Origin of the sequence: Nonomuraea roseoviolacea subsp. carminata (genome assembly GCF_024172185.1) — a bacterium.
In the GTDB taxonomy this organism is placed as follows: domain Bacteria; phylum Actinomycetota; class Actinomycetes; order Streptosporangiales; family Streptosporangiaceae; genus Nonomuraea; species Nonomuraea roseoviolacea.
In genome coordinates this window covers 9,380,088-9,403,059 of sequence record NZ_JAMZEC010000001.1, presented here as the reverse complement: position 1 = coordinate 9,403,059, position 22,972 = coordinate 9,380,088, and the positions used below count along the sequence as shown (strand labels likewise).

The following is a 22,972-nucleotide window of genomic DNA, read 5'->3' as shown; positions in this document are numbered from 1 at the left end:
CTTCGTGCTGCTGATGTGCGTGTTCGCCCTGGTGCCGATCCTGTTCGTGGTATCGGCGGCGATCAACCCGCTCGGCACGCTCGCCTCCACCGACCTCGTGCCGAACGGGGCGAGCCTCGGCAACTTCGCCGACCTGTTCACCAGCGACCGCTACCCGTTCGCCCGCTGGTTCCTCAACTCGGTGGTCATCGCGCTGACCGCGTCGTTCGCCAGCCTGCTGCTGTCGATGATGGCCGCCTACGCCTTCAGCCGGATGCGCTTTCGCGGGCGCCGGGTCGGGCTGCTGGCGCTGCTGCTCATCCAGATGTTCCCGCAGTTCCTGGCCATCGTGACGATCTTCATGATCTTCACGCGGGTCACGGAGCTGTACCCGGCGATCGGCTTCGACACCGTGTGGGGCCTCATGCTGCTCTACCTGGGCGGGGCGCTGGGCGCGAACACGTGGCTGATGAAGGGCTTCCTCGACACCGTGCCGAAGGAGCTGGACGAGGCGGCCACCGTGGACGGCGCCACCCACGCGCAGATCTTCTGGCGGGTCATCCTGCCGCTGGTCACCCCCATCCTGGCGGTGACCGGGCTGCTCGCCTTCATCGGGATCATGAGCGAGTTCATCATGGCCAGCGTGTTCCTGCGCGACCCCGAGAGCAAGACGCTCGCCGTCGGCATGTTCGGCATGATCGCCGGGGACCAGCGCAACGCCAACTTCGGCATGTTCGCCGCGGGCACCCTCATCACCGCGATCCCGACGGTCGGCGTGTTCTTCTGGCTGCAGAAGTTCATCGTCTCCGGCCTCACCGCCGGGGCCGTGAAGGGATAGGACGCATGCTGCTGTTCGCCGGGGAGCCGCACCACGACGGTTCCGCGCTCTACGTGTCCGAGCTCGCGCCGTCGCTCGGCTCGCGGGTGACGGTCCGGCTGCGCGCGCCCCGCGCCGCCGGCGTCACCGCCGTGCACGTGCGCACGGTGGAGGACGGCGAGCCCCGCTACACGGAGGCCGCCGTGGACGAGCTCAGGACGTCCTCGGACGTCACCGGGTACGGCCCCGACGACGTGTGGTGGCAGGCCGAGATCACGGTCGTCAACCCGGTGACCCGCTACCGCTTCCTGCTGCTCACGGCGCGCGGCCAGGCGTGGCTCACCGCCGGCGGGCTGGTCGCGCACGACCTGACGGACGACACGGACTTCCGGCTCGTCGCCGACGAACCGCCGCCGTCCTGGATGGCCGACGCGATCGTCTACCAGATCTTCCCCGACCGTTTCGGCCGCCCCGGCGCCTCCCGGCCGCTGCCGGACTGGGCGCTGCCGCGCGACTGGGACCGCGACCCGGTCATCCCGAGCGGTCCCGGCACCTCACAGCAGTTCTACGGTGGCGACCTCGACGGCGTCGTCCGCCACCTCGACCACGTCCAGGCCCTCGGCGCCGACACCGTCTACCTCACGCCGATCTTCCCGGCCCGCTCCAACCACCGCTACGACGCCGCCGCGTTCGACCGGATCGACCCGCTGCTCGGCGGCGAGGAGGCGCTGCGGCGGCTCGGGGACGCGGTGCACGAGCGCGGCATGCGGCTGCTCGGCGACATCACCACCAACCACTGCGGCGACACCCACCCGTGGTTCACCGCCGCCGTGTCGGACGTGAACGCCCCCGAGCGCGAGATGTTCTTCTTCGACCCCGACACCGGCGACTACGAGGCGTGGTTCGGGGTCAAGACGCTGCCCAAGCTCAACTGGCGCAGCGACCTCGTGCGCTCCCGCGTGCCGGCCGTGCTCAGGCGGTGGCTGGGGCCGCTCGACGGCTGGCGCGTGGACGTGGCCAACATGACCGGGCGCCATGGCGCGGACGACCTCACGCACGAGGTCGCGGCGCTGCTGCGGCGCGAGCTGGGGCCCGGCGTGGCGCTCGTCGCCGAGCACTCCCACGACGCCACCGGCGACCTCGACCGCGGCGGCTGGCACGGCACCATGAACTACGGCGGCTTCACCCGGCCCGTCTGGACCTGGCTGCGCGGCCCCGGCCTGGACCTGCCCCAGTTCCTCGGCGTGCCCGGCGGGGTGCCCGCCCGCGACGGCACGGCGGCCCTGGCCGCGGTCCGGTCGTTCGCCGCGCGCATGTCGTGGCGCTCGCTCGTCCACTCCTGGCAGCTCCTCGACTCCCACGACACGCCGCGCATCCGCACCGTCACCGGCTCGCGCGCCCTCCACCTGGTGGCGCTGGGCCTGCAGGCCACGCTGCCGGGCACGCCGATGGTGTTCGCGGGCAGCGAGTTCGGCCTCACCGGCGTGAACGGCGAGCACGCGCGCACCCCCATGCCGTGGGAGCGGCCGGCCGACCAGGACCTCGCCACGCTGGCGGCCTACCGGGAGCTGTTCGGGCTGCGGCGCGCCGAGCCGGCGCTGCGCCACGGCGGGCTGCGCTGGCTGCACGCCGACGCCGACCACCTGGTGTTCGCCCGCGAGAGCGAGGCCGAGACGCTGCTCGTGAGCGCCCGCCGCGCGCCCGGAGACCCGCTGCCGCTGCCCGGGCCGGCCACGCCCGTCTACAACACTTCGGACACGAACACGATCCCGGGCGACGGACCCGCGCTGCGGATCTGGCGTCTGACGCGGTGAGCCGATACGTTGACGCCCTGCCTCCTTGAGCGTTCAACTTGATAACCGGGCGTGGTGAGCGTGAACCTTCTGTCAGCGGCCGTCCTGGCGTCGTCCCTGCTTCCGTTCAACGCGGGTGCCACGCTGAACGCCGGCACGACGTACTACGTCGACTCCCGCAAGGGCGACGACTCGGCCGCCGGCACCAGCGCCACCGCCCCGTGGCGCTCGCTGGACAAGGTCAACGCCGCCGACCTGAAGCCCGGTGACGCGGTCAGCCTCAAGCGCGGCAGCCGGTGGACCGGCACGCTCACCCTGTCCGCCAAGGGCACGGCCGCCCGGCCCATCGTCGTCCAGCCGTACGGCAAGGGCCCCCTCGCCACGATCAGCGGCGAGGAGGGCAACTGCGTGGTCGTCAGCGGCGACCACTGGCGCGTCAGCGGCCTGCGCGCCTCCGGATGCCTGTGGGCGGGCTTCGAGGTCGCCGGCGACGGCAACCACCTGGCGGGGGTGCGGGCCGACCACAACGTCGCCGGCGTCTGGATCACCCCGACCGGCTCGCGCAACGTCGTGCGCGACAGCGTCCTGGCCGACAACGACAAGATGAGCGTCAACGACGACACCCCCGACAACGACTCCGGGGCGTTCGGCATCCTGCTCAACGGCGACGACAACCTCGTCACCCGCAACGCGATCACCGGCAGCGACGCGGCGAGCCGCGACTACGGCCGCGACGGCGCGGCCGTCGAGATCTTCGACGGCGACCGCAACGTCGTCACCTACAACCGCGCCCACGACAACGAGACGTTCACCGAGCTCGGGGCGATGAAGGGCAGAACCGCCACGGGCAACGTGTTCGCCTTCAACGTCGTCACCTCCTCGCTGCAGCAGAGCTCGTTCCTCGTCACCCGCGGCCCGCGGCACGTCGTGGGGCCGGTGCTCGGCACGATCGCGGTGCACAACTCGGTGTACCTGGCCGGGCGGCGCACCGTCGGCTGGTCCTGCCACGGCGGCTGCTCGCCGTCGGTCCTGCGGCTGCGCAACAACGCCGTCGAGGTCGGCGGCCAGACCGGCTACGAGGACGGCAGGGGCGCCGACGAGGCGGGCGGCGTCTACAAGGGCCGCTCGGCCCGCTTCCGGCCCGGCCCGCGGACCGCCATGGCCGACCCGCGCTTCGTCTCGCGCACCGACCTGCGGCTGCGGCCCGGCTCCCCGGCGCTGCGCAACGGGCTGCCGCTGTCGGCGGCCTGGTTCGGCGGCACCGCCCTGACCTCGGACATCGCGGGCAAGCCGCTGTCGTCGCCGCCGTCGGCGGGCGCCTACCAGCCCTGACGGTCAGGGGCGGGGGAGACCGCGGATGATCATGTCGATGGCCGTCTCGAAGGCGCGGTCCGCCTCCTCCGGGTCGTCGCGGCCGACGTGGCCGCGGCGCTCGGTCATCATCAGCCCGCTCACGAATCCGTTGAGCACGTCGGCCGTGCGCCTCCGCTCGGCCTCCGGCACCCCGGCGTCGGCCAGGATCGGGAACAGGACGTCCCACAGCCCGCCCCGGTAGCCGCCGACGATCTCCGGGTGGGTGTGGATGTACACCCACAGCGACGGGTAGGTCTTCACCAGCCGCCGATAGGCGTGGGCCAGCAGGCGCAGCCTCTCCTGCCAGGGCAGGCTCTCGTCGGTCGGCAGCGCCAGGCGCCCGGCCATGGTCCGGCAGATCTGGCTGAGCAGCGCCGTCTTGTTCTCGACGTGGTGGTAGAGCGACATGGGGTTCACGTCGAGGGCCGCGGCGAGCTTGCGCATGGAGAGCGCCTCCACGCCGCCCTCCTCCACCAGGCGCAGCGCCGTCGAGTAGATCTCCTCGGGAGTGAGGGGGGCACCCCTGCGCGCACTGACAGCCATACAGCGTATGCTAGCGATAGCCATACGGTGTATGGCTACGTACGGGCCATCGTTATGGCTGCTCGAGAGGCGATACCAGGGAGCGTTCATGAAGCAGATCCCCTCTCCGTCCGGGTTGCCGATCCTCGGCAACACCCTGCAGATCCCGGCGCACTCGCCCATGGCGCACTTCACCGAGCTCGCCGGCAGGTACGACGAGGGCCTGTTCCAGCTCGACCTCCTCGGCCGCAAGGTGGTCTTCGTCTACGACCCCGACCTGGTGGCCGAGCTGTGCGACGAGACCAGGTTCCGCAAGCGGATCGAGCCGCCCCTGTCGATCGTGCGCGACTTCTCCGGTGACGGTCTGTTCACCGCCGAGCTGGACGAGCCGGTCTGGGGCCAGGCCCACCGCATCCTCATGCCGGCCTTCAGCCAGCGCTCGATGAAGGCGTACTACCCGCAGATGCTGGAGATCGCCGACCGGCTGGTCGCCTCCTGGGCCTCCCGCCAGGGCGAGGACCTGCCCGTCTCGGACGACATGACCCGGCTCACCCTCGACGTCATCTCCCTGACCGGCTTCGGCTACCGCTTCGAGTCGTTCCGCTCGCCCGAGCTGCACCCCTTCCTCAAGGCCATGGGCGGCGCGCTGACCGAGGCCATGGTCCGCAACCAGCAGCTCCCCGTGGTCACCAGGCTCAAGCGCAAGAGCGAGGAGACCTACCGGCAGGACATCGCCACCATGCGGGAGCTGGTGGACGACGTCATCAAGCGGCGCCGGGCCGAGCCGTCCGGCGGCGCCAAGGACCTGCTCGGGCTGATGCTGGAGGCGTCCGACCCGCTCACCGGCGAGCGCCTGCCCGACGCCAACATCCGCGACCAGGTCCTCACCTTCCTCATCGCCGGTCACGAGACGACCAGCGGGCTGCTCTCCTTCGCCCTGTACAACCTCCTGCGCCACCCCCACGCCCTGGCCCAGGCCTACGACGAGGTGGACCGGCTGCTGCCCGGCGACGAGCCGCCCACGTACGAGACGATCATGAAGCTGGACGTGATCCCGCGCGTCCTCGACGAGACGCTGCGCACCTGGTCGCCGATCCCCGCCTTCTCCGTCACCGCCCTGGAGGACACCACCGTCGGCGGCTACCCGTTCCCGGCGGGCACGCCCGCGGTCTTCGTCCTGCCCGCCCTGCACCGCCACCCGAAGGCGTGGGAGCGGCCCGAGGAGTTCGACATCGACCGCTGGCTGCCCGAGAACCGGAAGGACCATCACCCGGCCGCCTACAAGCCGTTCGGCAACGGCGAGCGGGCCTGCATCGGCCGGCAGTTCGCGCTCACCGAGGCCCGGCTGACGCTGGCCATGCTCCTGCGCCGCTTCGCGCTCTCCGACCCCTCGGCGTACCGGATGCAGATCAAGCAGACGCTCACCCTCAAGCCGGAGGGATTCACCCTCAAGGTGCGCGAGCGGCGCCCGCACGAGCGCTTCACCACCGCCGCCGCCGTGACCGAGGACGAGGAGCGCGGCGACGGGCAGGAGATCGCGGTGACCGGCGTGCCGCTGACCGTGGCCTACGGCTCCAACCTCGGCACCAGCTCCGACATCGCGGAGCGCTTCGCTGAGCGGGCCGGCCGCTCCGGGTTCGCCACCACGCTCACCACGCTCGACGACCTCGAACCGCCCCGCGAGGGCCTGCTCGTCGTCGTCGCCTCCTCCTACAACGGCAAGGCCCCCGACAACGCCCAGCGCTTCGACGCCCTCGACGCGCTGCCGGACCTGTCCGGGGTGCGGCTCGCCGTCCTCGGCTGCGGCAACACCCAGTGGCCCACCTACCAGGACTTCCCGCGCCGCGCGTACGAGAAGCTGACCGCCGCCGGCGCCGTCCCGCTGGTCGAGCGGGGCGAGGCCGACGCCGACGGCGACTTCGACGGCGACGTGTCCGGCTGGACCGCGAAGCTGTGGGCGGCCCTGGCCGAGGAGTACAGCGCCTCCGCCGCCGACGCCGGCCCCCGCTACGAGGTGGAGGTGCTGACCGAGGCCGAGGTGCGGCCCGCCGTGGTCTCCGAGCGCGCCTTCCCGCTGACCGTCGTGTCCAACGAGGAGCTGACCTCCGACCCGGCCGGGCTCTGGGACTTCTCCGTGGAGGCGCCCCGGCCCGGCGTCCGCTCGATCGTGGCCGAGCTGCCTGAGGGCGTCACCTACTCCGCCGGCGACCACCTGGCCGTCTTCGCCAAGAACGACCCCGAGCTGGTGGAGTGGGCGCTGCGCTGCCTGCGCGTGCCGCGCGACCAGGTCGTGCGGCTGCGCGCCCGGGGCGGCACGCACCTGCCGGTGGACCGGCCCGTCACGGCGGGGCTGCTGCTGACCGAGTTCGCCGAGCTGCAGGAGGTCGCCACCCGCGCCGACCTGGAGGCGCTGGCCGCCCACACCGGCTGCCCGTGGACCCGGCAGCAGCTCGCCGCCCTGTCCGCGGACTACGCCGACGAGATCCTCGCCAAGCGGGTCTCGCCGCTGGCGCTGCTGGAGCGGTTCCCGGCCGTGGAGCTGCCGCTGGCGGCGTTCCTGGAGATGGCCGGCCCGATCAAGCCGCGCTACTACTCCGTGTCGTCCTCGCCGCTGGCCGAGCCGGGCCGGGTGCGGATCACCGTCGGGCTCGTCGAGGGCCCGGCCTGGTCCGGCAGCGGGCGCTACCAGGGCATGTGCTCGGCCTACCTGGCCGACCTCGCGCCCGGCGAGACGTTCTACGGCTACGTCCGGGTGCCCGCGCCGCCGTTCCGGCTGCCGGACGACCCGGAGACGCCGGTGATCCTCGTGGGGCCGGGCACGGGGTTCGCGCCGCTGCGCGGGTTCCTGGAGGAGCGCGCGCTGAGCGGGGCGACCGGGCCGGTCGAGGTGTTCACCGGGTGCCGCCACCCCGGACACGACTTCCTGTACCGGGAGGAGCTGGCGCGCTGGGCCGAGGCGCCGCACGTCCGGGTGCACGAGGCGTTCTCGGCGGTGCCGGGGCACCCGTACCGGTTCGTCCAGGACGCGGTTGCGGCCGAGGCCGAGCGCGTCGGGGAGCTGCTGGAGGCCGGGGCGCACGTGTACGTGTGCGGCGACGGGCTGCGCATGGCCCCCGCCGTCCGGGCGGCGCTCGCCGACCTCCACCGGGACCGTACGGGCGGCGACGGGGAGGCGTGGCTGGCGTCCCTGGAGGAGCAGGGGCGCTACCAGCAGGACGTCTTCGCCTGACCGTCCGCGCCCGCCTCCGGCCGGTGCGGAAAGGCGCAGGCCGGAGGCGGCAAAGGCTCTGCGAGGGACCTGCTGCGCGATCAGATATTGGGATATAACCGCAGCATGTGCGACATATGCCTAAAACATTCTCGAAACGTTGTGGCGGCACTGTGGGAGCCCTCGAAAGGAGGGCGCCGATGCTGTTGCGCATGAGGGTGTCGCTGCCGGACCGGCCGGGCGGGCTCGGCCAGGTCGCCCGGGCGCTCGGCGCGCTGGGCGCCGACATTCTGCAGGTCACCGTGCTCGAACGCGAGTCGGGCCGGGCCGTGGACGACTTCACCGTGTCCTGGCCCGGCGCCGCCACGACCGACGAGGTCCGTGACCGGCTGTCGGCGGTGCCCGGCGTCCGGATCGAGGGCGTCTGGACCACCAGGGAGGTGCCGGGCTCGGCGCCCGACTACGACCTGCTGATGCACGTCGCCGCCGATCCCGGGCGGGCCTTCTCGACGCTGGTGGACGCCCTGCCGGGGCTGTGCTGGGCCGAGTGGTCGCTGACCCTTTCCGGCGGCGCGGTCCGGCACGCCAGCCTGTCCGCCCCTGCCGTGTTCGACCTGGACGAGCCGCCCCTGCGCGCCACGACGCGGGTCTCCGAGAAGCTGCGGCTCATGCTGCTGCCGGTCGCCGCCCACGACCTGCACGTGGTGGTCGCCCGCTCCGAGGGCCCCGGCTTCCACCGCGCCGAGGTGGAACGGGCCGCGCGCATCGTGGACGTCGTCTCCGCGCTGTCCCGGCGCTGAGCGGATCCGCGGTCCGAGGCGTCTCCCGGCGCTGAGCGGATCCGCGGTCCGGGCGTTGACCCGGGAAACGGCGGATCACTAGCGTGATCGGCGGAGCCGTGCGCGGATCCGCCCCCGCGCGGCGCGACGGAGGAGCGGCAGATGGACTTCGAGCTGACCGACGAGCAGCGGGCCTTCCGGGAGACGCTCCGGGCGTTCGTGGACAAGGAGATCGTGCCGGTCGCGACCGAGTGGGAGCACTCCGGCCGCTACCCCGCCGAGATCGTCGACACGATGCGGCGGATGGGGCTGTTCGGCCTGTCCGTCCCGGAGGAGTACGGCGGGCTGGGCGCCGACATGGTGTCGTTCGCGCTCGTCTTCGAGGAGATCGCGCGCGGCTGGATGGGCGTCGCGGGCATCCTGGGCTCCCACTCGATCGCCTGCTGGATGATCGCCCGCCACGGCACCGACGAGCAGAAACGCCTCCACCTGCCCGACCTCGCCGCCGGGGCCCGCCGCACCGGCATCGCGCTCACCGAGCCGGCCGCGGGCACCGACCTGCAGGGCATCCGGACGCGGGCCGTGCGCGACGGCGACCACTACGTCGTCACCGGCACCAAGACGTGGATCACCAACGCCCGCCACGCCGACCCGCTGCCCGTGCTCGTCAAGACCGCCGTCACCGAGCCCGCGCACAAGGGCATGTCCGTGCTGCTGGTCGACCCGTCGGCCGAGGGCTTCACGGTCAGCCGCGACCTGCCCAAACTGGGGTACAAGGGCACCGAGACGTGCGAGGTCGTGCTCGACGGCGTGCGCGTGCCGGCCTCGGCGCTGCTCGGCGGCGTCGAGGGGCGCGGCATGCAGCAGGTGCTCGGCGGGCTGGAGACGGGCCGGGTCAACATCGCCGCCCGCGCGGTCGGCGTCGCCCAGGCCGCCTACGACGCCGCCCTGTCCTACGCCCGCGAGCGCACCGCGTTCGGGCAGCCGATCGCCGACTTCCAGGCCGTCCAGCTCAAGCTCGCCGACCTGGCCACCGAGATCCAGGCGGCCCGCCTGCTCACCTACTGGGCCGCCTCCCGGGCCGACGGCGGCGGGCGGATCGACATGGAGGCGGGCATGGCCAAGTACTTCGCCTCCGAGGTGGCGCTGAAGGCGTCGCTGGAGGCGATGCGGATCCACGGCGGCTACGGCTACTCCCAGGAGTTCGTGGTGGAGCGGCTGTACCGGGACGCGCCGCTGATGGCCATCGGCGAGGGCACGAACGACATCCAGCGGCTGGTCATCGCCCGGGCCCTCGTCGCGGGCAAGGGCCGGATCGGCTGGTAGGAGCCATGCCCTTTTGCCTACGCATCGCATCACCTGAGGTACTCCGGGTAGGTTGGGGCGGGTGTCTTCCGCCCCCACCCTTCCTTCCGGCGCTCGTCCCGCTCCGGCGGCCGGTCAGCGCGAGGAGCGCAGACTGGCCTGGCTGGACGCGCTGCGCGGCGTCGGCGCGATGGCCGTGGTCGCCGAGCACCTGCTCCCGTGGTTCCTGCCGTCGCTGCGCCCGTACTGGTTCAGCCTCGGCGTCTACGGCATCCTCGTGTTCTTCCTGGTCAGCGGGTACATCATCCCGGCCTCGCTGGAACGGCACGGCGACCTGCGGCGCTTCTGGGTCAGCCGGGCCTTCCGCCTTTACCCGCTGTACCTGGCGGTCGCCGCGCTGGTGATCGGGCTGGCCTGGTGGGTGCCGGTGCGCGAGGAGGTGCCGCGCGACGGGTCGGCGGTGGCGGCGCACGCGACCATGCTGCTCGACGTCGTCGGCGTGGGCGGTGTCGCCGACACGATGTGGACGCTGTCGTACGAGATGGTGTTCTACCTGCTCGTGACCGCGCTGTTCGTGATGCGGGCGCACGAGCGCAGCGGGGCGCTGAGCGTGCTGTTCGCCGGCCTGTCGATCGTCGTGGGGCTGGCGCTGGCGGGGGCGGTGGTGACGGCCGGCTGGCTCGCGTACGCCTCGGGCGCCGTGTTCGCCGCCGGGCTGGCCGCCGTCGTCTCGGGCCGGTTCCGCGCGGCCGGCGCCTGCCTGCTGGGCGTGATGGCGCTGGCGCTGCCGGTGCTGGGCGGCAGGGTGCCGTGGCTCGGGGTCGCGGTGCTCGGCGTGATGTTCGCGGGCACCGCCGTCCACCGCTGGGAGCGCGGCAGCGCCCCGTTGTGGCCGGTGGCGCTCACGGGAGCGCTGGTGGCGGCGGCGCCTCTGGGGGCGATCGAGTCGGGATGGTGGTGGGTCCAGCCGGACGTGTGGATCACCACCGTCGCGCTGGCCGCGGCCACGTTCGCGGGCGCGATGGCGCTGCGCGGCCGCCGCCTGCCGCGGGCGCTGACCTGGATCGGGCTCATCAGTTACTCGCTCTACCTGGTGCATCATCCGCTGCTGAAGTACTTCGTCCAGGTCACGGGGGATCTGCGGTGGGCGCCGCTGCCGGTGCAGCTGTCCATGGCGGCCGCCGCGCTGGCGCTGGTGGTGCTGGTCAGCGCGCTGGCGTACCGGTTCGTGGAGCGGCCGATGCAGCGCCTCGGCCGCCGCGCGGCCCGCCTCGCCGCGAGCTGACCACGGCCGTCCGGCCGCGAGCTGACTACGGCGGAGCGGCGGGCACGGGGCCGTACGACGCCCGCTGCCCGGGTCCGGGGCGTGCGGTCAGGGCGGCGGCGATCTCCGGGTGCGGCAGGAGCGCCGCGCGCACGACCGGGTCGTTGTCCAGCAGGAACGCCAGGTGCCGCACCGCGTGGGCGGCGACGTGCGCGACCTCGACCCGTTCGGGAGACGGCGTGGCGGGCGCGGCTCCCCGCGCGATCTCCAGTTCCGCGAGGCCCGCGAGTTCCGCGAGCTCCGTGAGCTCCGCCGGCTCGGCCGCCGGCGGCCACGGCGCCGGATCGGGGCACACGGCGTACGTGAGCACCACCTCGCCCGCCGGCAGGTAGCGCCAGCTCGTGGAGTGGACGACCGTGCCCGGGTCGCCGGCCGCGACGCCGCTGATCCGCCGGGCCGCCTCGTCGGGCGTCTCTCCCGGCGCCGGGACGGTCGCGGCACGCCGGTAGGCCCAGCGTCCGTCGGCGTCCGCCCGTAGCATGAGCGTCTCAACCGAGACCACGTGTCCTCCCGTCACCGCCACCAACTTACTGCCATCGATGTGCAGGTGCGTTCTCATGGCGAAAGAGGTGCCGGCGGGAGAGAGAGGCGGCAGGCCGATGCCCGGGGTGCTGGTGCTGATGGGGTCGGGCGAGACGAGCCCGACCATGGTGGAGGTCCACCGCTCCGTGGCCCGGCGGCTCCCGGCGGGCGCGCGGGCCGTCCTCCTCGACACGCCGTACGCGTTCCAGGAGAACCGCGCCGACATCAGCGCCCGCGCCCGCCGCTACTTCGCGCGCAGCGTCGGCCTCCAGGTGCGGGTGGCCGAGGGCGTGGCGGGCGCCGACTGGGTGTTCTCGGGGCCGGGCAGTCCCACGTACGCGCTGGACCGCTGGAGCGAGGGGCCCGTGGGCGGCGACCTGCGGGCCCGCGTCCGGGCCCGGCAGGGCGTGACGGTCCTCGCCTCGGCGGCGGCCTGCACCGCCGGGGTGGCGACGGTGCCCGTGTACGAGATCTACAAGGTGGGCGCGGAGCCGCACTGGCGGCCGGGGCTCGACCTGCTGGAGCCGCTCGGGCTGCGGGTCGTCGTGATCCCCCACTTCGACAACGCCGAGGGCGGCACCCACGACACCCGCTACTGCTACCTGGGGGAGCGGCGGCTGTCGCGCATGGAGCGGGAGCTGCCGCCGGGCACCGCGGTCCTCGGCCTCGACGAGCACACCGCGCTCCTGGTGGACCTCGCCGCCGAGGAGGTGGAGGTGACCGGCCGCGGCGGGCTGACGATCCGCCGGCCGGACACGAGGGCGGTGCTGCCCGCGGGCAGCCGGCTCACCCTGGGGGAGCTGCGCCGCCTGGCCGAGGGCGGCGGCGCGGCCGTCGTGCCGCCGTCCCCGCCGCCTGGCGAGGCGGCGCGCCAGGTGACGCTGGAGGAGACGATCCGCGCCTGCGAGTGCCGCTTCCAGGCCGCGGTGGCCGGAGGCGACCCGTCGGCCGCCGCCCGTGCCGTGCTCGACCTGGAGGCCGAGCTGGTCAGGTGGTCGGCCGACACCGAGGAGGACGAGGGCGGCGTCGACCAGGCCCGCGACCTCATGCGGCTGCTCATCGCCCGGCTGGGCGAGGCGACGTCCGACGCCGGGGTCCGCCGCCTCGCCGGGCCGCTGCTGGCACTGCGCGACGAGCTGCGCCGGGCCGGCCGCTACGCCGACGCCGACGCGCTCAGGGACGCGATGGGCCGGGGCGGCGTCCTGGTCGAGGACACCCCTGACGGCCCCCGCTGGACGACCTGCCCCGACTGAGACTCATCGCGCGCCGCACGCGCCCACGTCGAGGCCGTGCCGCCCCGCAGGCACCTCGCGGGGCCCCGGCCACCTGCGGCGCCTGCCCGCGTGGGACCTTGCTGCACGCAGGCTCGCCCGTATGGTGGCTTGTCCGCGCGGGACCTTGCCGGGAGTCCCCCACCTGCGGCCTTGCCCGGGCGGGCCTACCTGCGGGAAGCGGAAGGGGGCCGGATGGGGTCACCAGTCGTCGCCGCCGCCCTCGTCGTCGCTCTCGAAGATCTCCTCGATCGCCTCGCCCGCGAGGTAGCCGCCCACGAGGCCGGCCGCGCCCGCCGCCGCCACCGCGCCGAGACCCGCACCGCCGCCGTGGTGACCGCCGTGGTGGTCGGCGTAGTGGCCGCCGTGGCCGAAGCCGTGACCGGCATCGTGGCCGCCGTGCCCGTAACCGTGGCCGCCGAAGTGCGCCAGGCCGCCGAGCCAGCGGTCGATCTCACCCGCCCAGTCCATGGCCTGCGCCTCGTCGTGGCTCACCCGGAAGCGGCCGATCGCGTCGTTCGAACCGCCGAACCGGCCGCTGCGCTTGTCGGCCTCCAGGATCACCTCCAGCCCGTGCGGGTCGGCGACGAACGTCAGCTCCACCTCGCCGACCTGACCGGCGTACCGGGGCGGCGGGTAGAACTCGATCTCCTGGAAGAACGGCAGCTCCTGCCGCACCCCGTAGATCTGCCCGACCTCCACGTCGGCGGAGCGGAACTGGAAGCCCAGCTCCAGGAACGACCGCAGCACCCGCAGCTGCGACGGCAGCGGCTCGACCGAGACCGGATCGAGGTCGCCCTTGTCGACGGCCTTGGCGATGGCCAGCTCGGTGCGCACGCCCACGGCCATGCCCGCCAGGGGCTGTCCCTCGACCTCGTTGAGCGGCGTCTCCCACGGCAGCGTGATCTGGAACGGGATCGCCCGCTGCTCCTTCTCCGCCAGCCGGAACGGGCCGGACACCTGGACGCGGTAGAACTCCGCGAGGCCGCTCGCCTCGCCCTCGCCGCCCTCGATCTCGACCCCGGCGACCAGACCGAGCGTGATGTGCTCGATGTCGGCGTCGAAGTCGCCGCCGGCGAGGCGAACCTCGCCGCTCAGCGCACCGCCCGGCCGGACGAGCGGCGTCGCGAGGACGGTGTCCACCGAGGGCGCGCCCACGCCGAGAGCGCCGAGCATGCGTTTGAAGACCACGGGTTGCACTCCTGTCGATCAGACCGATGACTGATGTCGAACGGCAAACGATCACCGCTGGGCTGTGGTTCCGGAACGCGCGGCGAGATTATCAGCCGGCGCCCTCGTGGGAGGGCCGGTCGGGCGGTAACGCCGGGCCGATCCGGGCGGATGAACCACTGGCGGTGTTCGGTTGATCACTGAGGGGGTGGACGTGTCCGGGTTCGTCCGTACGCTCTTCAGGGTGCCGGTCGTCGCGGTGCTGGCCGTCGCGCTCGGCGCCTGCGGGAGCGAGCCCGCCGGCCCCGCCGACCTCACCGGGCCGCCGAACACCGGGCCGCCGAACACCGGGCCGGGGTACACCGTCAGCGCCGAGCCCGGCGGTGGGTCCGCCGCTCCTGCGGAGACCGGCTCCTTGAGCACGCGACCGTCGCCCACCGCGTCGTCGGAGATCTCCCTGGATCACGTCACGCCGAGCCCCTCGCCCAGCCGCACCCGGACGCACCGGCCCTGCCCGAGCGGGGGCGGCGACCCCGTTCCGGGGCCCTGCCCGTCCCTGGCGCCGCCCGGCACACCGGCGACGACCATCAGCGCCGCGCAACCCACGGGCACCCCGGACGCCTCCACGCCGTCGCCGCAGGAGGACTCCTCGCCCGCAATCCAGGCGTCCCCCGTCCCCACCCCGACACCATGACGGCGGCCGGACCCGCGCCCACACCCCCACCCGACCCGGCCTCCACCTCGCCCGCGCCGGCGACCCCGCCCGCGCCCGCGACCCCGCCCGGGCCCGCGACGCCGCCCGGGCCCGCGACGCCGCCGGGGCCCGCGACGCCGTCCTCCTCCGTGCCCCCTTCACCGGCCGCACCCAAGGGGCCGGGGAAGGGGAAGGCGAAGGGCAAGCCGGGAGGAAAGAGCGCGCGAACAGGGCAGACGGCGCAGGCGCGGAAGGCGGGAGCAGGCGCGCCGGCCGCCCGCGAGGGGAAAGGGCCGTTCGACGCGATCGGGCTGATCACCGTGCTGGTCAGCGTGGCGGCGGCCGTCCTGCTCTACATGGGCTGGGCCTACCTCGACGGCTACCTGCGGCTGTTCAGCCTGCGGCCCACCGACATGGGGTTCGGCGTCCACGAGTACGCCCTCTACGGCGTCAACCTGCTCTCGCCCGGCATCGCCCCCTGGCTGGCCGCCGTTCCGCTGGCCCTCGCGGCGGTGGCGCACCGGGCGCGTCTGGCTGGGTTCGTCCCGGTACGGCTGCTCGCCGCGGGCCGGCGTCTGGCAGCACGCAAGGCGGTCCGCCTGGTCGTGGACCTGCGCTTCGCCGGGGCCGTGCTGACCACGCTCGCCCTGGTGCTCGCGCTGGTGGGGGTGAGCGCCGGAGGCGTCAGCACCTACCACGTGATCGTGCCGCTGGTCTTCGGCCCGCTCCTGCTCACCTGGCCCCTGCCCGGCCGGCCGTACAGCAGGGTGGCCTTCGCCACGAGCGCCGGGATCGCGATCCTCTGCCTGCTGTGGACGGGCGGCCTGTACGCCCAGGAGCGCGGCGGCCGCAACGCCGAGCAGGTGGCCGCGACGCTGGCCGGCCGCACCCAGGTGGCGATCTACTCGGCCGGCACCCTCGCGCTCAACGCCCCCGGCGTGACGCCCGAGCACTTCCCCACGGGCGCCTTCCGGCACCGCTACACCGGCCTGCGGCTGCTCCTGGCCCGCGGCGAGCGCTACTACCTCGTCCCGGTCATCACGCCGGCGCAGTGGAAGGCGGGGGACGGGCGGACGTTCGTGCTGAAGGAGAACGACGACCTCCGCGTCGAGCTCATCCCGGGCACCCGCCAGGAGCGGCCCGGCTGAGGAACCTCACCCCGCGCGGGTCAGGCGCAGCAGCGCGCCGGCCGACGGGGCGGACGGCAGGGCGCGGGCCGCCGCCAGCAGTTCCTCCACCGCCTCCGCCCGCAACGCCCGCCCCGCGTTCGAGCGGAACTTGACCTCCAGCTCCTCCCGCGTCAGCGGCCGTTCCGGGCCGCCCCGCGAGGAGTCCACCCGGTGCTCCCGCGTGGAGCCGTCGTGCAGCCGTACCCGGAGCACCGCCGCGAACGCCCGCGGGAACAGCTCCGAGGCCCGCTCGTCGGCCACGCACCGCACCCGCGCCGCCAGCGCGAGCGCGTCCTCGTCGAGGGCGGCGAAGTCGTCGAGGTCCAGCCCGAGGCCGCCGCCGCCGAGCAGCGCGGCCGCCACGACGTACGGGCCGGAGAACTTCGCGTGGTACGGCGAGCGCGGCCGGGCCTTCTCCTCCGGCGGCTCGGCGATGGTGGCCAGCACCGGGGCCGCCACCCCCAGCTCGGCCTCCGCCACGCTGCCCGGCGCGAGCCCGGCGGCCCGCAGCGCCAGCGCGCAGTCCACGGCCGGATGGGTGAAATGGTTGGCCGGATACGGCTTGTACACCGTGCGCGGCAGCTCCCACCGCTCGCCGAGACCCGACAGCAGCGCCTCGGCGTCGTACCGGCCGTCCAGCCACGCCCGGAAGAACCCGAACCGTCCCTCCAGCACGGTCGGCGGCCCGGTCACGCCTTCGAGCGCGAGCACCGCGGCCGACACCCCGGCGTGCGCCGCCCACCCGCAGTGCGCCCGTTTGACCGTGCCGCCCGTCCGGTTGGCCTCGATGAGCCCGGACCCCATGCTGGCCGCCACCCCGGCCGCGTGCGCCACCCCCTCCGCCGGCAGCCCGAACAGCAGCGCCGCGGCCACGGCCGCACCCAGCGTGCCGCAGATCGACGTGGCGTGCTGGCCCCGCTCGAAGAACAGCGAGGTGCGGGTCTCCGGCAGGTACGAGGCCATGCCGAGACGCGCGCACACCTCGATCCCCGCGGCCACGGCGTCGACCAGCGCGGAGCCGCCGGCGCCCGCGGCCTCGGCGGCGGCCAGCGCGGCCGGCACCACGGACGCGCTCGGGTGCAGCACCGACGGCAGGTGCGTGTCGTCGTAGTCGAGGGCGTGCGCCAGCGTGCCGTTGACCAGCGCCGCCGACGGGGCGGGCAGCCGGTCGCCGGCGCCGATCGCGGTCGCCTCGCCGGTGCCGCCCCACCGGCGCGCCGCCCGCAGCACCGCCGGTCCCGCGTCGGCCGCCGGGTCGGCGTGGGCGGCCAGGCAGTTGCCGAGGACGTCCAGCACCCGTCCCGTCACGTCCTCGCGCACCGCGTCCGGCGCGCCCCGCTCCCGGCAGTCCGCCGCGAAGGCCGCCAGCCGCTCCATGTACGTCGTCACCGCACCGCCTCCCGGCCGGACATCGATCAGAGGACGGCCAGCGGCCGCACCGGCGCCCCCGTGGCCCCCACGATCGGCAACGGGTTGAGCACGAGCAGGAACTCGCGCGCCCCCGAGTCCAGCAGCTCGTCCAGCCGCATGGTCTCCACGATGTTGATCCCCGACTCCACCAGCATGATCCGGTGGACCGGCAGCGTGGCGTGCCCGCGCCCCGGCGGCACGTGCTCGAAGGCGATGGTCTCGCCGCCGACCAGCCGCGGCCGGCGCGCGGCCAGCCAGCGCGCCGCGCCGACCCCCGGCCCCGGCGCGCCGCCGCGCGCCCCCGCGAAGTCCACCTCCTCAGGGGCGGCGGACCAGTGCCGTGACCAGCCCGTCCCGACCAGCACCGCGTCGCCCTCGCGGATCTCCAGCCCGGCCGCGGCCCGTTCCAGGTCGTCCGCCGTGACCTCGTACCCGGGCGGCAGCGCCGGCACCCCGTGCGCCGCGGCCACGTCGAGCAGCACGCACCGCCCGACGTACGGCTCGAACGCGTCGATGCCCAGCTCGGCGAACCCGTCCTGGGACATGATCCCGGCCGCCGGCCGCCCGCCGTGCAGCAGGCCGTCCTGCGAGACGTGCGCGAGCGCGTCCACGTGGGTGCCGACGTGGCCGCCGGTCACGATGATCTCGTTGGCGGCCGAGCCGCCGCCGGGCCGCACGACGTCGCCGTGCCGGCGCTCCAGCGTCATCCGGAACGGCGGGTGGTTCGGGGACTGCGGCATGCCCTTGCGCATCGGCTGCGCGAGGTCGAGCACGCGCGCCCCTTCGAGGGCCTTCCACGGCGGCATCGGCGGCTCCGGGTGGTCGTCAGCGGCGAGGGGGGTCGATGCGGGCGCCGTCCAACGTGAAGATCATCAGGCGGGTGGTGTCCACGCCGACCTTGGCGGCGTCGCCCGCGCGCCAGGCCGGGCGGCCGCCGAGGCGGACGATGAGGTCGGCGCGCCGGTGGTGGCCGCTGCCGGGGTGCTGCCCGAGCTGCTCCTGGTCCTGGCGCTCCTCCTCGTGCCCGAACATCCGCTTGACGAACGCGCCGATCCGGCCCGAGGCGTTCTGGCGGCCGTTCGCGCGCGCCCTCGGGTCCGGCGGTTCGGGCACGGGCACGGCGGGGGCGCCGCACTCGATGTAGGCGAGCCATTCGTGGCCGTGGTACTCCAGCGCCCGCACCCGCCCGAAGAACGACGGCCCCTCGTACGACTCGGGCACCGGCGCGAGGCCGTCGGGGCGCATGCCGACCAGCACCTGCCCGCCGGTGTGCTGGGAGATGGCGTACGCCCTGGGATCGCTCCAAGGGATGATCAGCCGGTGCGGCCCGAAGTCGAGCATGACGTACTGGTTCTGCGGGGTGCGGACCGTCGCGGCGAGCAGGTTGAGCTGCTGGGAGTTGAGGAACGCCGCCACGAACGCCGTCGCGGGGTCGTTGTAGATCTGCGAGGGGGTGCCGACGTCCTGCAGGACCCCGCGGTTCATGATGGCGATGCGGTCGGCCAGCGTCAGCGCCTCGACCTGGTCGTGGGTGACGTAGATGGTGGTGACGCCGAGCGACCTGACCAGCGCCGAGATCTCCATGCGCAGCTCGGTGCGCATGCCCGCGTCGAGGTTCGACAGCGGCTCGTCCATGAGGAACAGCTTGGGCTGGCGGACGATGGCCCGGCCCATCGCGACCCGCTGGCGCTGGCCGCCGGACAGGGTGCCGGGCCGGCGCTCGAGGGTCTCGTCGATGTGCAGCGCCTTGGACAGCTCGGTGACGCGCTGCCGGACGAGCTCGGGGTCGGCCTTGGCGATCTCCAGCGGGAACGAGATGTTGCCGCGGACCGTGCGGTGGGGGTACAGGGCGCCGTTCTGGAACACCATGGCCACGTCGCGCTCGCGCGGGGCGAGGTGGTTGGCGAGCTGGCCGTCGAGCCACAGGTCGCCCTCGGTGATCTCCTCAAGTCCCGCGATCATCCGTAACAACGTGGACTTGCCGCACCCGGAAGGCCCGAGCAGGACGAGGAACTCACCGTTTTCGGCCCGCAAGCTCAATCGGTCCACCGCAAGGTGGTCACCGGGGTAAACCTTGGTCACTTTGTCGAGAACGACCGAGCTCATGGGCCCACACCTTGCGCACGTGTCACCTGTGACGGGGCTGATGGAAGAGGTAGTACATCGCGCCTTAACCGTGATGTCCACCCTTGCATCAAAGATCTCTCATAATCGTGATTTAGGGATGTGTTTCGGCATAACAGGGCTGGAGTCCCCAATTCTGGACGCCATGGGAACGGAAACTCTGGAAGAGCTTGCGGAAATTTTCGGCAAGCCTTTCAAAGTGGGGGGCAGGCGGAGGTAAAGTGGCTGCCATGAACGGTCACGCCCGTCTCGCCGACATCGCCGCCCAGGCCGGCGTGAGCGAGGCCACGGTCAGCCGGGTGCTCAACGGCAAGCCCGGCGTCTCGGCGGCCACCCGCCAGGCCGTGATGACGGCGCTCGACCTCATGGGCTACGAGCGCCCGCCCCGGCTGCGGCAGCGCAGCAACGGCCTGGTCGGCCTGGTCACGCCCGAGCTCGACAACCCGATCTTCCCCGCGTTCGCCCAGGCCGTGGAGAAGGCGCTCACCCAGCACGGCTACACGCCGGTGCTGTGCACGCAGCTTCCCGGCGGGGCGCCCGAGGACGAGTTCACCGAGCTGCTGGTCGACCGGGGCGTGAGCGGCATCGTGTTCGTGTCCGGGCTGCACGCCGACACCACCGCCCGCATGGACCGCTACACCCGGCTCACCGACCGGGGCCTGCCGATCGTGCTGGTCGACGGCTACAGCGAGCGCATCGAGGCCCCGTTCATCTCGCCCGACGACCGGCTGGCCGCCCGCCTGGCCGTGCGGCACCTCGTCGACCTCGGGCACGAGCGGATCGGGCTGGCCCTCGGGCCGCGCCGGTTCGTGCCCGTGATCCGCAAGATCGAGGGCTTCCGTCAGGCCATGGCCCAGCTCCTCGGCGCGACCGACGTCGACGACCTCGTCGCCGACTCGCTGTTCTCCGTCGAGGGCGGGCAGGCCGCGGCCACCCAGCTCCTCGCGCGCGGCTGCACCGGCATCGTGTGCGCCAGCGACCTCATGGCGCTCGGCGCCATCCGCGCCTGCCGCGAGAAGGGGCTGGCCGTGCCGGGCGAGGTGTCGGTGGTCGGCTTCGACGACTCGCCGCTCATCGCGTTCACCGACCCGCCGCTCACCACCGTGCGCAAGCCCATCGGCGCGATGGCCTCGGCTGCCGTGCAGACGCTGCTCGAAGAGGTCAACGGCGCGCCGGCCAAGCACGTCGAGCTCATCTTCCGTCCCGAGCTGGTGGTGCGCGGCTCCACCGGCTCCGGTCCCCTGGTCAACCGGTGACGAGTCCCGCGCCGGGCGGGACCGAGGAGGTCCCGCCGATGGTTCATGACGTGCTCGTGCTCGGCGGCTCCGGGGTGGACGCCACCGTCCACGTCCCCGAGCTGCCCCTGCCGTACGCCGACACGTACGGCGTGCCGCCCATCCAGGAGCGGGTCGGCAACACCGGCGCCGGCGTGGCGCTCGGCTGCGCCGCGCTCGGCCTGTCGGTGGCCTTCGCCGACCTCGTCGGCGACGACCCGCAGGGCGCGATCATCCGTGAGGCGCTGAGCGGCGTCGACGCCCGCTGGGGCCGGGCCGCGGCCGGCACCCGGCGCAGCGTCCTGCTCGTCGGCCCCGACGGCCGCCGCACGTCGCTGCACGACCCGCGCGACACGCCGGGGGAGCGCCTGCCGCGCGAGCTGTACGCCGGCGTCCGCGCCCGCCACGCGCACGTCTCGATCACCGGCTACTGCCGCGACGTGTACGACGACCTCGACGGCATCCCGACCTCAACCGACCTGCACGACTGGGACGGCGTCAACGACCACCACCGCGACTTCGCCTACCGCTCGGACCTGGTGTTCCTGTCGGCCGCCGCGCTGGGGTCGCCCGAGCGGGTGATGCGCCACATCCTCGACCGGGGCCGCGCGGAGGCGGTCGTCTGCATGCGCGGCGCCGAGGGCTGCCTCGTGCTGCCGCGCGGCGGCGACCTGCGCGCCTTCCCCGCCGCCCCGCTGCCCGGTCCGGTCGCCGACACCAACGGCGCCGGCGACGCGTTCGTCTCCGGCTTCCTGTACGGCCGGCTGCGCGGCCGGCCGCTGGAGGAGTGCGTACGGCTCGGCGCGCTGGCCGGGGCCCACGCCTGCACGGTGGCCGGCACCCACGAGGCGCCGATCACCGAGGCGACCCTGCTCGCCCGCCGCGACCGGATCGCGGCGGGCGCGTGACGTCCCGGCGGCGGCGACGAGGAGGCCGACGGCGGCGCCAAGGAGACTGACGGCGGCGCCAAGGAGACTGACGGCGGCGCCGAGCAGGCTGACGGCGCTGGTCGGCCGGACCGGGGCGGCTGACGGCGCGGGTCAGGCCAGGCTGAGGCGGCGGACCCCCGCCATGGTGGGGGTCGGGATGAACTTCACGGGGTCCGCCGGGTCGACGCGCAGCGGGTCGAACCGGTCGAGCAGGATGTTCATCGCGACCCGCCCCTCCAGCCGGGCCAGCGGGGCGCCCAGGCAGAAGTGGATGCCGCGCCCGAAGGCCAGGTGCGGGTTCGGGTCGCGGCCCGGGCTGAAGGCGTCCGGGTCGGGGAACTGCCGCGGGTCCCGGTTGGCCGCCCCGAGCCAGACCATGACCAGCTTGTCGGCCGGGATGGTGACGCCGCCCAGCTCGGCCTCGCGCATGGTGGAGCGGCCGAGCGCGGCGAACGGGGTGAACAGCCGCAACGACTCCTCGATGGCGGCCGGTACCAGGGTGCGGTCGGCCCGTACCTTCTCCTGCTGCTCGGGGAAGGCGTCCAGGCAGAGCACCGTGTTGCCGAGCAGCATCGTCGTGGTGATGTGCCCGGCGAGCAGCAGCACGATCGCGAAGTTGACCACCTGCCGGGCGGGCAGCCGCTCGCCGTCCACCTCGGCCTCGACCAGCCGGGTGAGCAGGTCGGCCCGCGGCTGCCGCCGGCGCTCCTCGGCGTGGTCGGCGAGGTAGGCGCTCATCTCCTTCCACGGCTTGAGCGTGGCCTGCATCTCCTGCTTCCGCGCCTCGGACGGCTCGTTGAGCGAGATCTTGGCGTCGCGCTGGAACAGCGCGTCGGCCCACCGCTTGAACAGGGCGCGGTCACCGGCGGGCACCCCCAGCAGCTCGGCGATCACGATGACCGGCAGCGGGTAGGCCAGGTCGGTCACCAGCTCCAGCCCGCCGCGCTCGCGCGCCGCGTCGAGCAGCTCGTGGGTGATGGCGGCGATCCGCGGCTCCAGGTCGGCGACGACCTTGCGGGTGAAGGCGCTGCTGACCAGCTTGCGCAGCTTGCCGTGTTCCGGGGGGTCGAGCTGGGTGATGAACCCCTCCAGCGAGAACTCGTCCTCCGGGATCACGCCCTTGGGGACCACCCGCATGGTGTCGGAGGAGAACGTCGCGGGGTCGCCGAGGATCTGGTGGGCCTCCTGGTAGCCGTAGACGTTCCACAGGCCGGTGGCGGAGTCGTACTCCACCGGCGGCCCCGAGCGCGTGCCGCGCAGCCAGAAGAGCTGTTCGGGGATGTCGTACCGTTCGACGATGCCGGTCATCGCCTCTCCTTTTCGGTTCCC

General features: G+C 73.8%; 19 protein-coding genes. 12 read left to right on the top strand and 7 right to left on the bottom strand.

Annotation, left to right across the window (positions count from 1 at the left end; translation table 11 throughout):
• Positions 1-13 precede the first annotated feature (13 nt).
• From HD595_RS43850 to HD595_RS43840, 3 genes are read left to right on the top strand one after another with little or no spacing between them, the layout of a single operon-like run.
• Positions 14-817, top strand: coding sequence for a sugar ABC transporter permease (locus HD595_RS43850; protein WP_253781465.1), 804 nt, complete (start codon positions 14-16; stop codon positions 815-817).
• Between the two features lie 5 nt (positions 818-822).
• A complete protein-coding gene (locus HD595_RS43845) occupies positions 823-2,610 on the top strand; it encodes a glycoside hydrolase family 13 protein (protein WP_253780310.1) in 1,788 nt (595 codons plus the stop codon).
• A 54-nt stretch (positions 2,611-2,664) separates the two neighbouring features.
• Entirely contained in the window at positions 2,665-3,921 is a 1,257-nt protein-coding gene (locus tag HD595_RS43840; RefSeq protein ID WP_253780308.1) for a right-handed parallel beta-helix repeat-containing protein, read from the top strand.
• A gap of 3 nt (positions 3,922-3,924) precedes the next feature.
• On the opposite strand, the gene HD595_RS43835 is transcribed toward HD595_RS43840, so the two are convergent.
• Positions 3,925-4,485, bottom strand: a complete 561-nt coding sequence (locus tag HD595_RS43835; RefSeq protein WP_253780304.1) for a TetR/AcrR family transcriptional regulator — start codon at positions 4,483-4,485, stop codon at positions 3,925-3,927.
• A gap of 88 nt (positions 4,486-4,573) precedes the next feature.
• Between HD595_RS43835 and HD595_RS43830 the strand changes: the two genes are divergently transcribed.
• The 4 genes from HD595_RS43830 to HD595_RS43815 all read left to right on the top strand — a co-directional run bounded on the left by HD595_RS43830 (position 4,574) and on the right by HD595_RS43815 (position 11,041).
• Complete coding sequence (locus HD595_RS43830; protein WP_253780301.1) at positions 4,574-7,693, top strand: bifunctional cytochrome P450/NADPH--P450 reductase; 3,120 nt, start codon at positions 4,574-4,576, stop codon at positions 7,691-7,693.
• Positions 7,694-7,872: 179 nt separating this feature from the next.
• Positions 7,873-8,472: an ACT domain-containing protein gene (locus HD595_RS43825; protein ID WP_253780298.1), complete on the top strand. Its 600-nt coding sequence runs from the start codon at positions 7,873-7,875 to the stop codon at positions 8,470-8,472.
• Positions 8,473-8,613: 141 nt separating this feature from the next.
• Positions 8,614-9,777 carry an acyl-CoA dehydrogenase family protein gene (locus tag HD595_RS43820; RefSeq protein ID WP_253780296.1) on the top strand — a complete coding sequence of 388 codons (1,164 nt, stop codon included), beginning with the start codon at positions 8,614-8,616 and terminating at the stop codon, positions 9,775-9,777.
• 61 nt (positions 9,778-9,838) lie between these two features.
• Positions 9,839-11,041 (top strand): acyltransferase family protein, encoded by a 1,203-nt coding sequence (locus tag HD595_RS43815; protein WP_253780294.1) that lies wholly within the window; start codon positions 9,839-9,841, stop codon positions 11,039-11,041.
• Between the two features lie 25 nt (positions 11,042-11,066).
• On the opposite strand, the gene HD595_RS43810 is transcribed toward HD595_RS43815, so the two are convergent.
• Entirely contained in the window at positions 11,067-11,582 is a 516-nt protein-coding gene (locus tag HD595_RS43810) for a hypothetical protein (protein ID WP_253780292.1), read from the bottom strand.
• Positions 11,583-11,637: 55 nt separating this feature from the next.
• Here HD595_RS43810 and HD595_RS43805 point away from each other — a divergent pair, with 55 nt between their 5' ends.
• A complete protein-coding gene (locus HD595_RS43805) occupies positions 11,638-12,855 on the top strand; it encodes a hypothetical protein (protein ID WP_253780290.1) in 1,218 nt (405 codons plus the stop codon).
• 219 nt (positions 12,856-13,074) lie between these two features.
• Here the strand turns inward: HD595_RS43805 and HD595_RS43800 are convergent, their stop codons facing one another.
• The gene (locus HD595_RS43800) at positions 13,075-14,064 is read right to left on the bottom strand and encodes a sporulation protein (RefSeq protein WP_253780288.1); all 990 of its coding nucleotides are present in this window, start codon (positions 14,062-14,064) and stop codon (positions 13,075-13,077) included.
• A 172-nt stretch (positions 14,065-14,236) separates the two neighbouring features.
• Between HD595_RS43800 and HD595_RS43795 the strand changes: the two genes are divergently transcribed.
• Both HD595_RS43795 and HD595_RS43790 read left to right on the top strand, forming a co-directional pair.
• A complete protein-coding gene (locus HD595_RS43795; RefSeq protein ID WP_253780286.1) occupies positions 14,237-14,737 on the top strand; it encodes a hypothetical protein in 501 nt (166 codons plus the stop codon).
• On the top strand, positions 14,734-15,885 hold the full coding sequence (locus HD595_RS43790; protein WP_253780282.1) for a hypothetical protein: 1,152 nt from the start codon (positions 14,734-14,736) through the stop codon (positions 15,883-15,885). Before HD595_RS43795 ends, HD595_RS43790 begins: the two co-directional genes overlap by 4 nt.
• Before the next feature lie 6 nt (positions 15,886-15,891).
• Here HD595_RS43790 and HD595_RS43785 read toward each other — a convergent pair whose 3' ends face one another.
• The 3 genes from HD595_RS43785 to HD595_RS43775 are packed head-to-tail and all read right to left on the bottom strand — an operon-like array spanning position 15,892 to position 19,422.
• A complete protein-coding gene (locus HD595_RS43785; protein ID WP_253780279.1) occupies positions 15,892-17,295 on the bottom strand; it encodes an MmgE/PrpD family protein in 1,404 nt (467 codons plus the stop codon).
• Positions 17,296-17,321: 26 nt separating this feature from the next.
• On the bottom strand, positions 17,322-18,122 hold the full coding sequence (locus HD595_RS43780; protein WP_253780276.1) for a cyclase family protein: 801 nt from the start codon (positions 18,120-18,122) through the stop codon (positions 17,322-17,324).
• Between the two features lie 19 nt (positions 18,123-18,141).
• Positions 18,142-19,422 carry an ABC transporter ATP-binding protein gene (locus HD595_RS43775; protein ID WP_253780273.1) on the bottom strand — a complete coding sequence of 427 codons (1,281 nt, stop codon included), beginning with the start codon at positions 19,420-19,422 and terminating at the stop codon, positions 18,142-18,144.
• Between the two features lie 248 nt (positions 19,423-19,670).
• On the opposite strand from HD595_RS43775, the gene HD595_RS43770 reads away from it, so the two are divergent.
• Both HD595_RS43770 and HD595_RS43765 read left to right on the top strand, forming a co-directional pair.
• Positions 19,671-20,696 carry a LacI family DNA-binding transcriptional regulator gene (locus HD595_RS43770; RefSeq protein ID WP_253780269.1) on the top strand — a complete coding sequence of 342 codons (1,026 nt, stop codon included), beginning with the start codon at positions 19,671-19,673 and terminating at the stop codon, positions 20,694-20,696.
• 38 nt (positions 20,697-20,734) lie between these two features.
• A complete protein-coding gene (locus tag HD595_RS43765; RefSeq protein ID WP_253780266.1) occupies positions 20,735-21,622 on the top strand; it encodes a carbohydrate kinase family protein in 888 nt (295 codons plus the stop codon).
• Positions 21,623-21,754: 132 nt separating this feature from the next.
• On the opposite strand, the gene HD595_RS43760 is transcribed toward HD595_RS43765, so the two are convergent.
• The gene (locus HD595_RS43760) at positions 21,755-22,951 is read right to left on the bottom strand and encodes a cytochrome P450 (protein WP_253780263.1); all 1,197 of its coding nucleotides are present in this window, start codon (positions 22,949-22,951) and stop codon (positions 21,755-21,757) included.
• Positions 22,952-22,972: the final 21 nt, after the last annotated feature.

What these genes read in the sequence shown, in the direction of transcription:
- HD595_RS43850 (WP_253781465.1), top strand. Translation starts at nt 14, where the DNA reads ATGTGCGTGTTCGCCCTGGTGCCGATCCTGTTCGTGGTATCGGCGGCG.
- HD595_RS43845 (WP_253780310.1), top strand. Translation starts at nt 823, where the DNA reads ATGCTGCTGTTCGCCGGGGAGCCGCACCACGACGGTTCCGCGCTCTAC.
- HD595_RS43835 (WP_253780304.1), bottom strand. Translation starts at nt 4,485, where the DNA reads ATGGCTGTCAGTGCGCGCAGGGGTGCCCCCCTCACTCCCGAGGAGATC.
- HD595_RS43830 (WP_253780301.1), top strand. Translation starts at nt 4,574, where the DNA reads ATGAAGCAGATCCCCTCTCCGTCCGGGTTGCCGATCCTCGGCAACACC.
- HD595_RS43825 (WP_253780298.1), top strand. Translation starts at nt 7,873, where the DNA reads ATGCTGTTGCGCATGAGGGTGTCGCTGCCGGACCGGCCGGGCGGGCTC.
- HD595_RS43820 (WP_253780296.1), top strand. Translation starts at nt 8,614, where the DNA reads ATGGACTTCGAGCTGACCGACGAGCAGCGGGCCTTCCGGGAGACGCTC.
- HD595_RS43805 (WP_253780290.1), top strand. Translation starts at nt 11,638, where the DNA reads ATGGCGAAAGAGGTGCCGGCGGGAGAGAGAGGCGGCAGGCCGATGCCC.
- HD595_RS43790 (WP_253780282.1), top strand. Translation starts at nt 14,734, where the DNA reads ATGACGGCGGCCGGACCCGCGCCCACACCCCCACCCGACCCGGCCTCC.
- HD595_RS43780 (WP_253780276.1), bottom strand. Translation starts at nt 18,122, where the DNA reads ATGCCGCCGTGGAAGGCCCTCGAAGGGGCGCGCGTGCTCGACCTCGCG.
- HD595_RS43775 (WP_253780273.1), bottom strand. Translation starts at nt 19,422, where the DNA reads ATGAGCTCGGTCGTTCTCGACAAAGTGACCAAGGTTTACCCCGGTGAC.
- HD595_RS43770 (WP_253780269.1), top strand. Translation starts at nt 19,671, where the DNA reads ATGAACGGTCACGCCCGTCTCGCCGACATCGCCGCCCAGGCCGGCGTG.
- HD595_RS43765 (WP_253780266.1), top strand. Translation starts at nt 20,735, where the DNA reads ATGGTTCATGACGTGCTCGTGCTCGGCGGCTCCGGGGTGGACGCCACC.
- HD595_RS43760 (WP_253780263.1), bottom strand. Translation starts at nt 22,951, where the DNA reads ATGACCGGCATCGTCGAACGGTACGACATCCCCGAACAGCTCTTCTGG.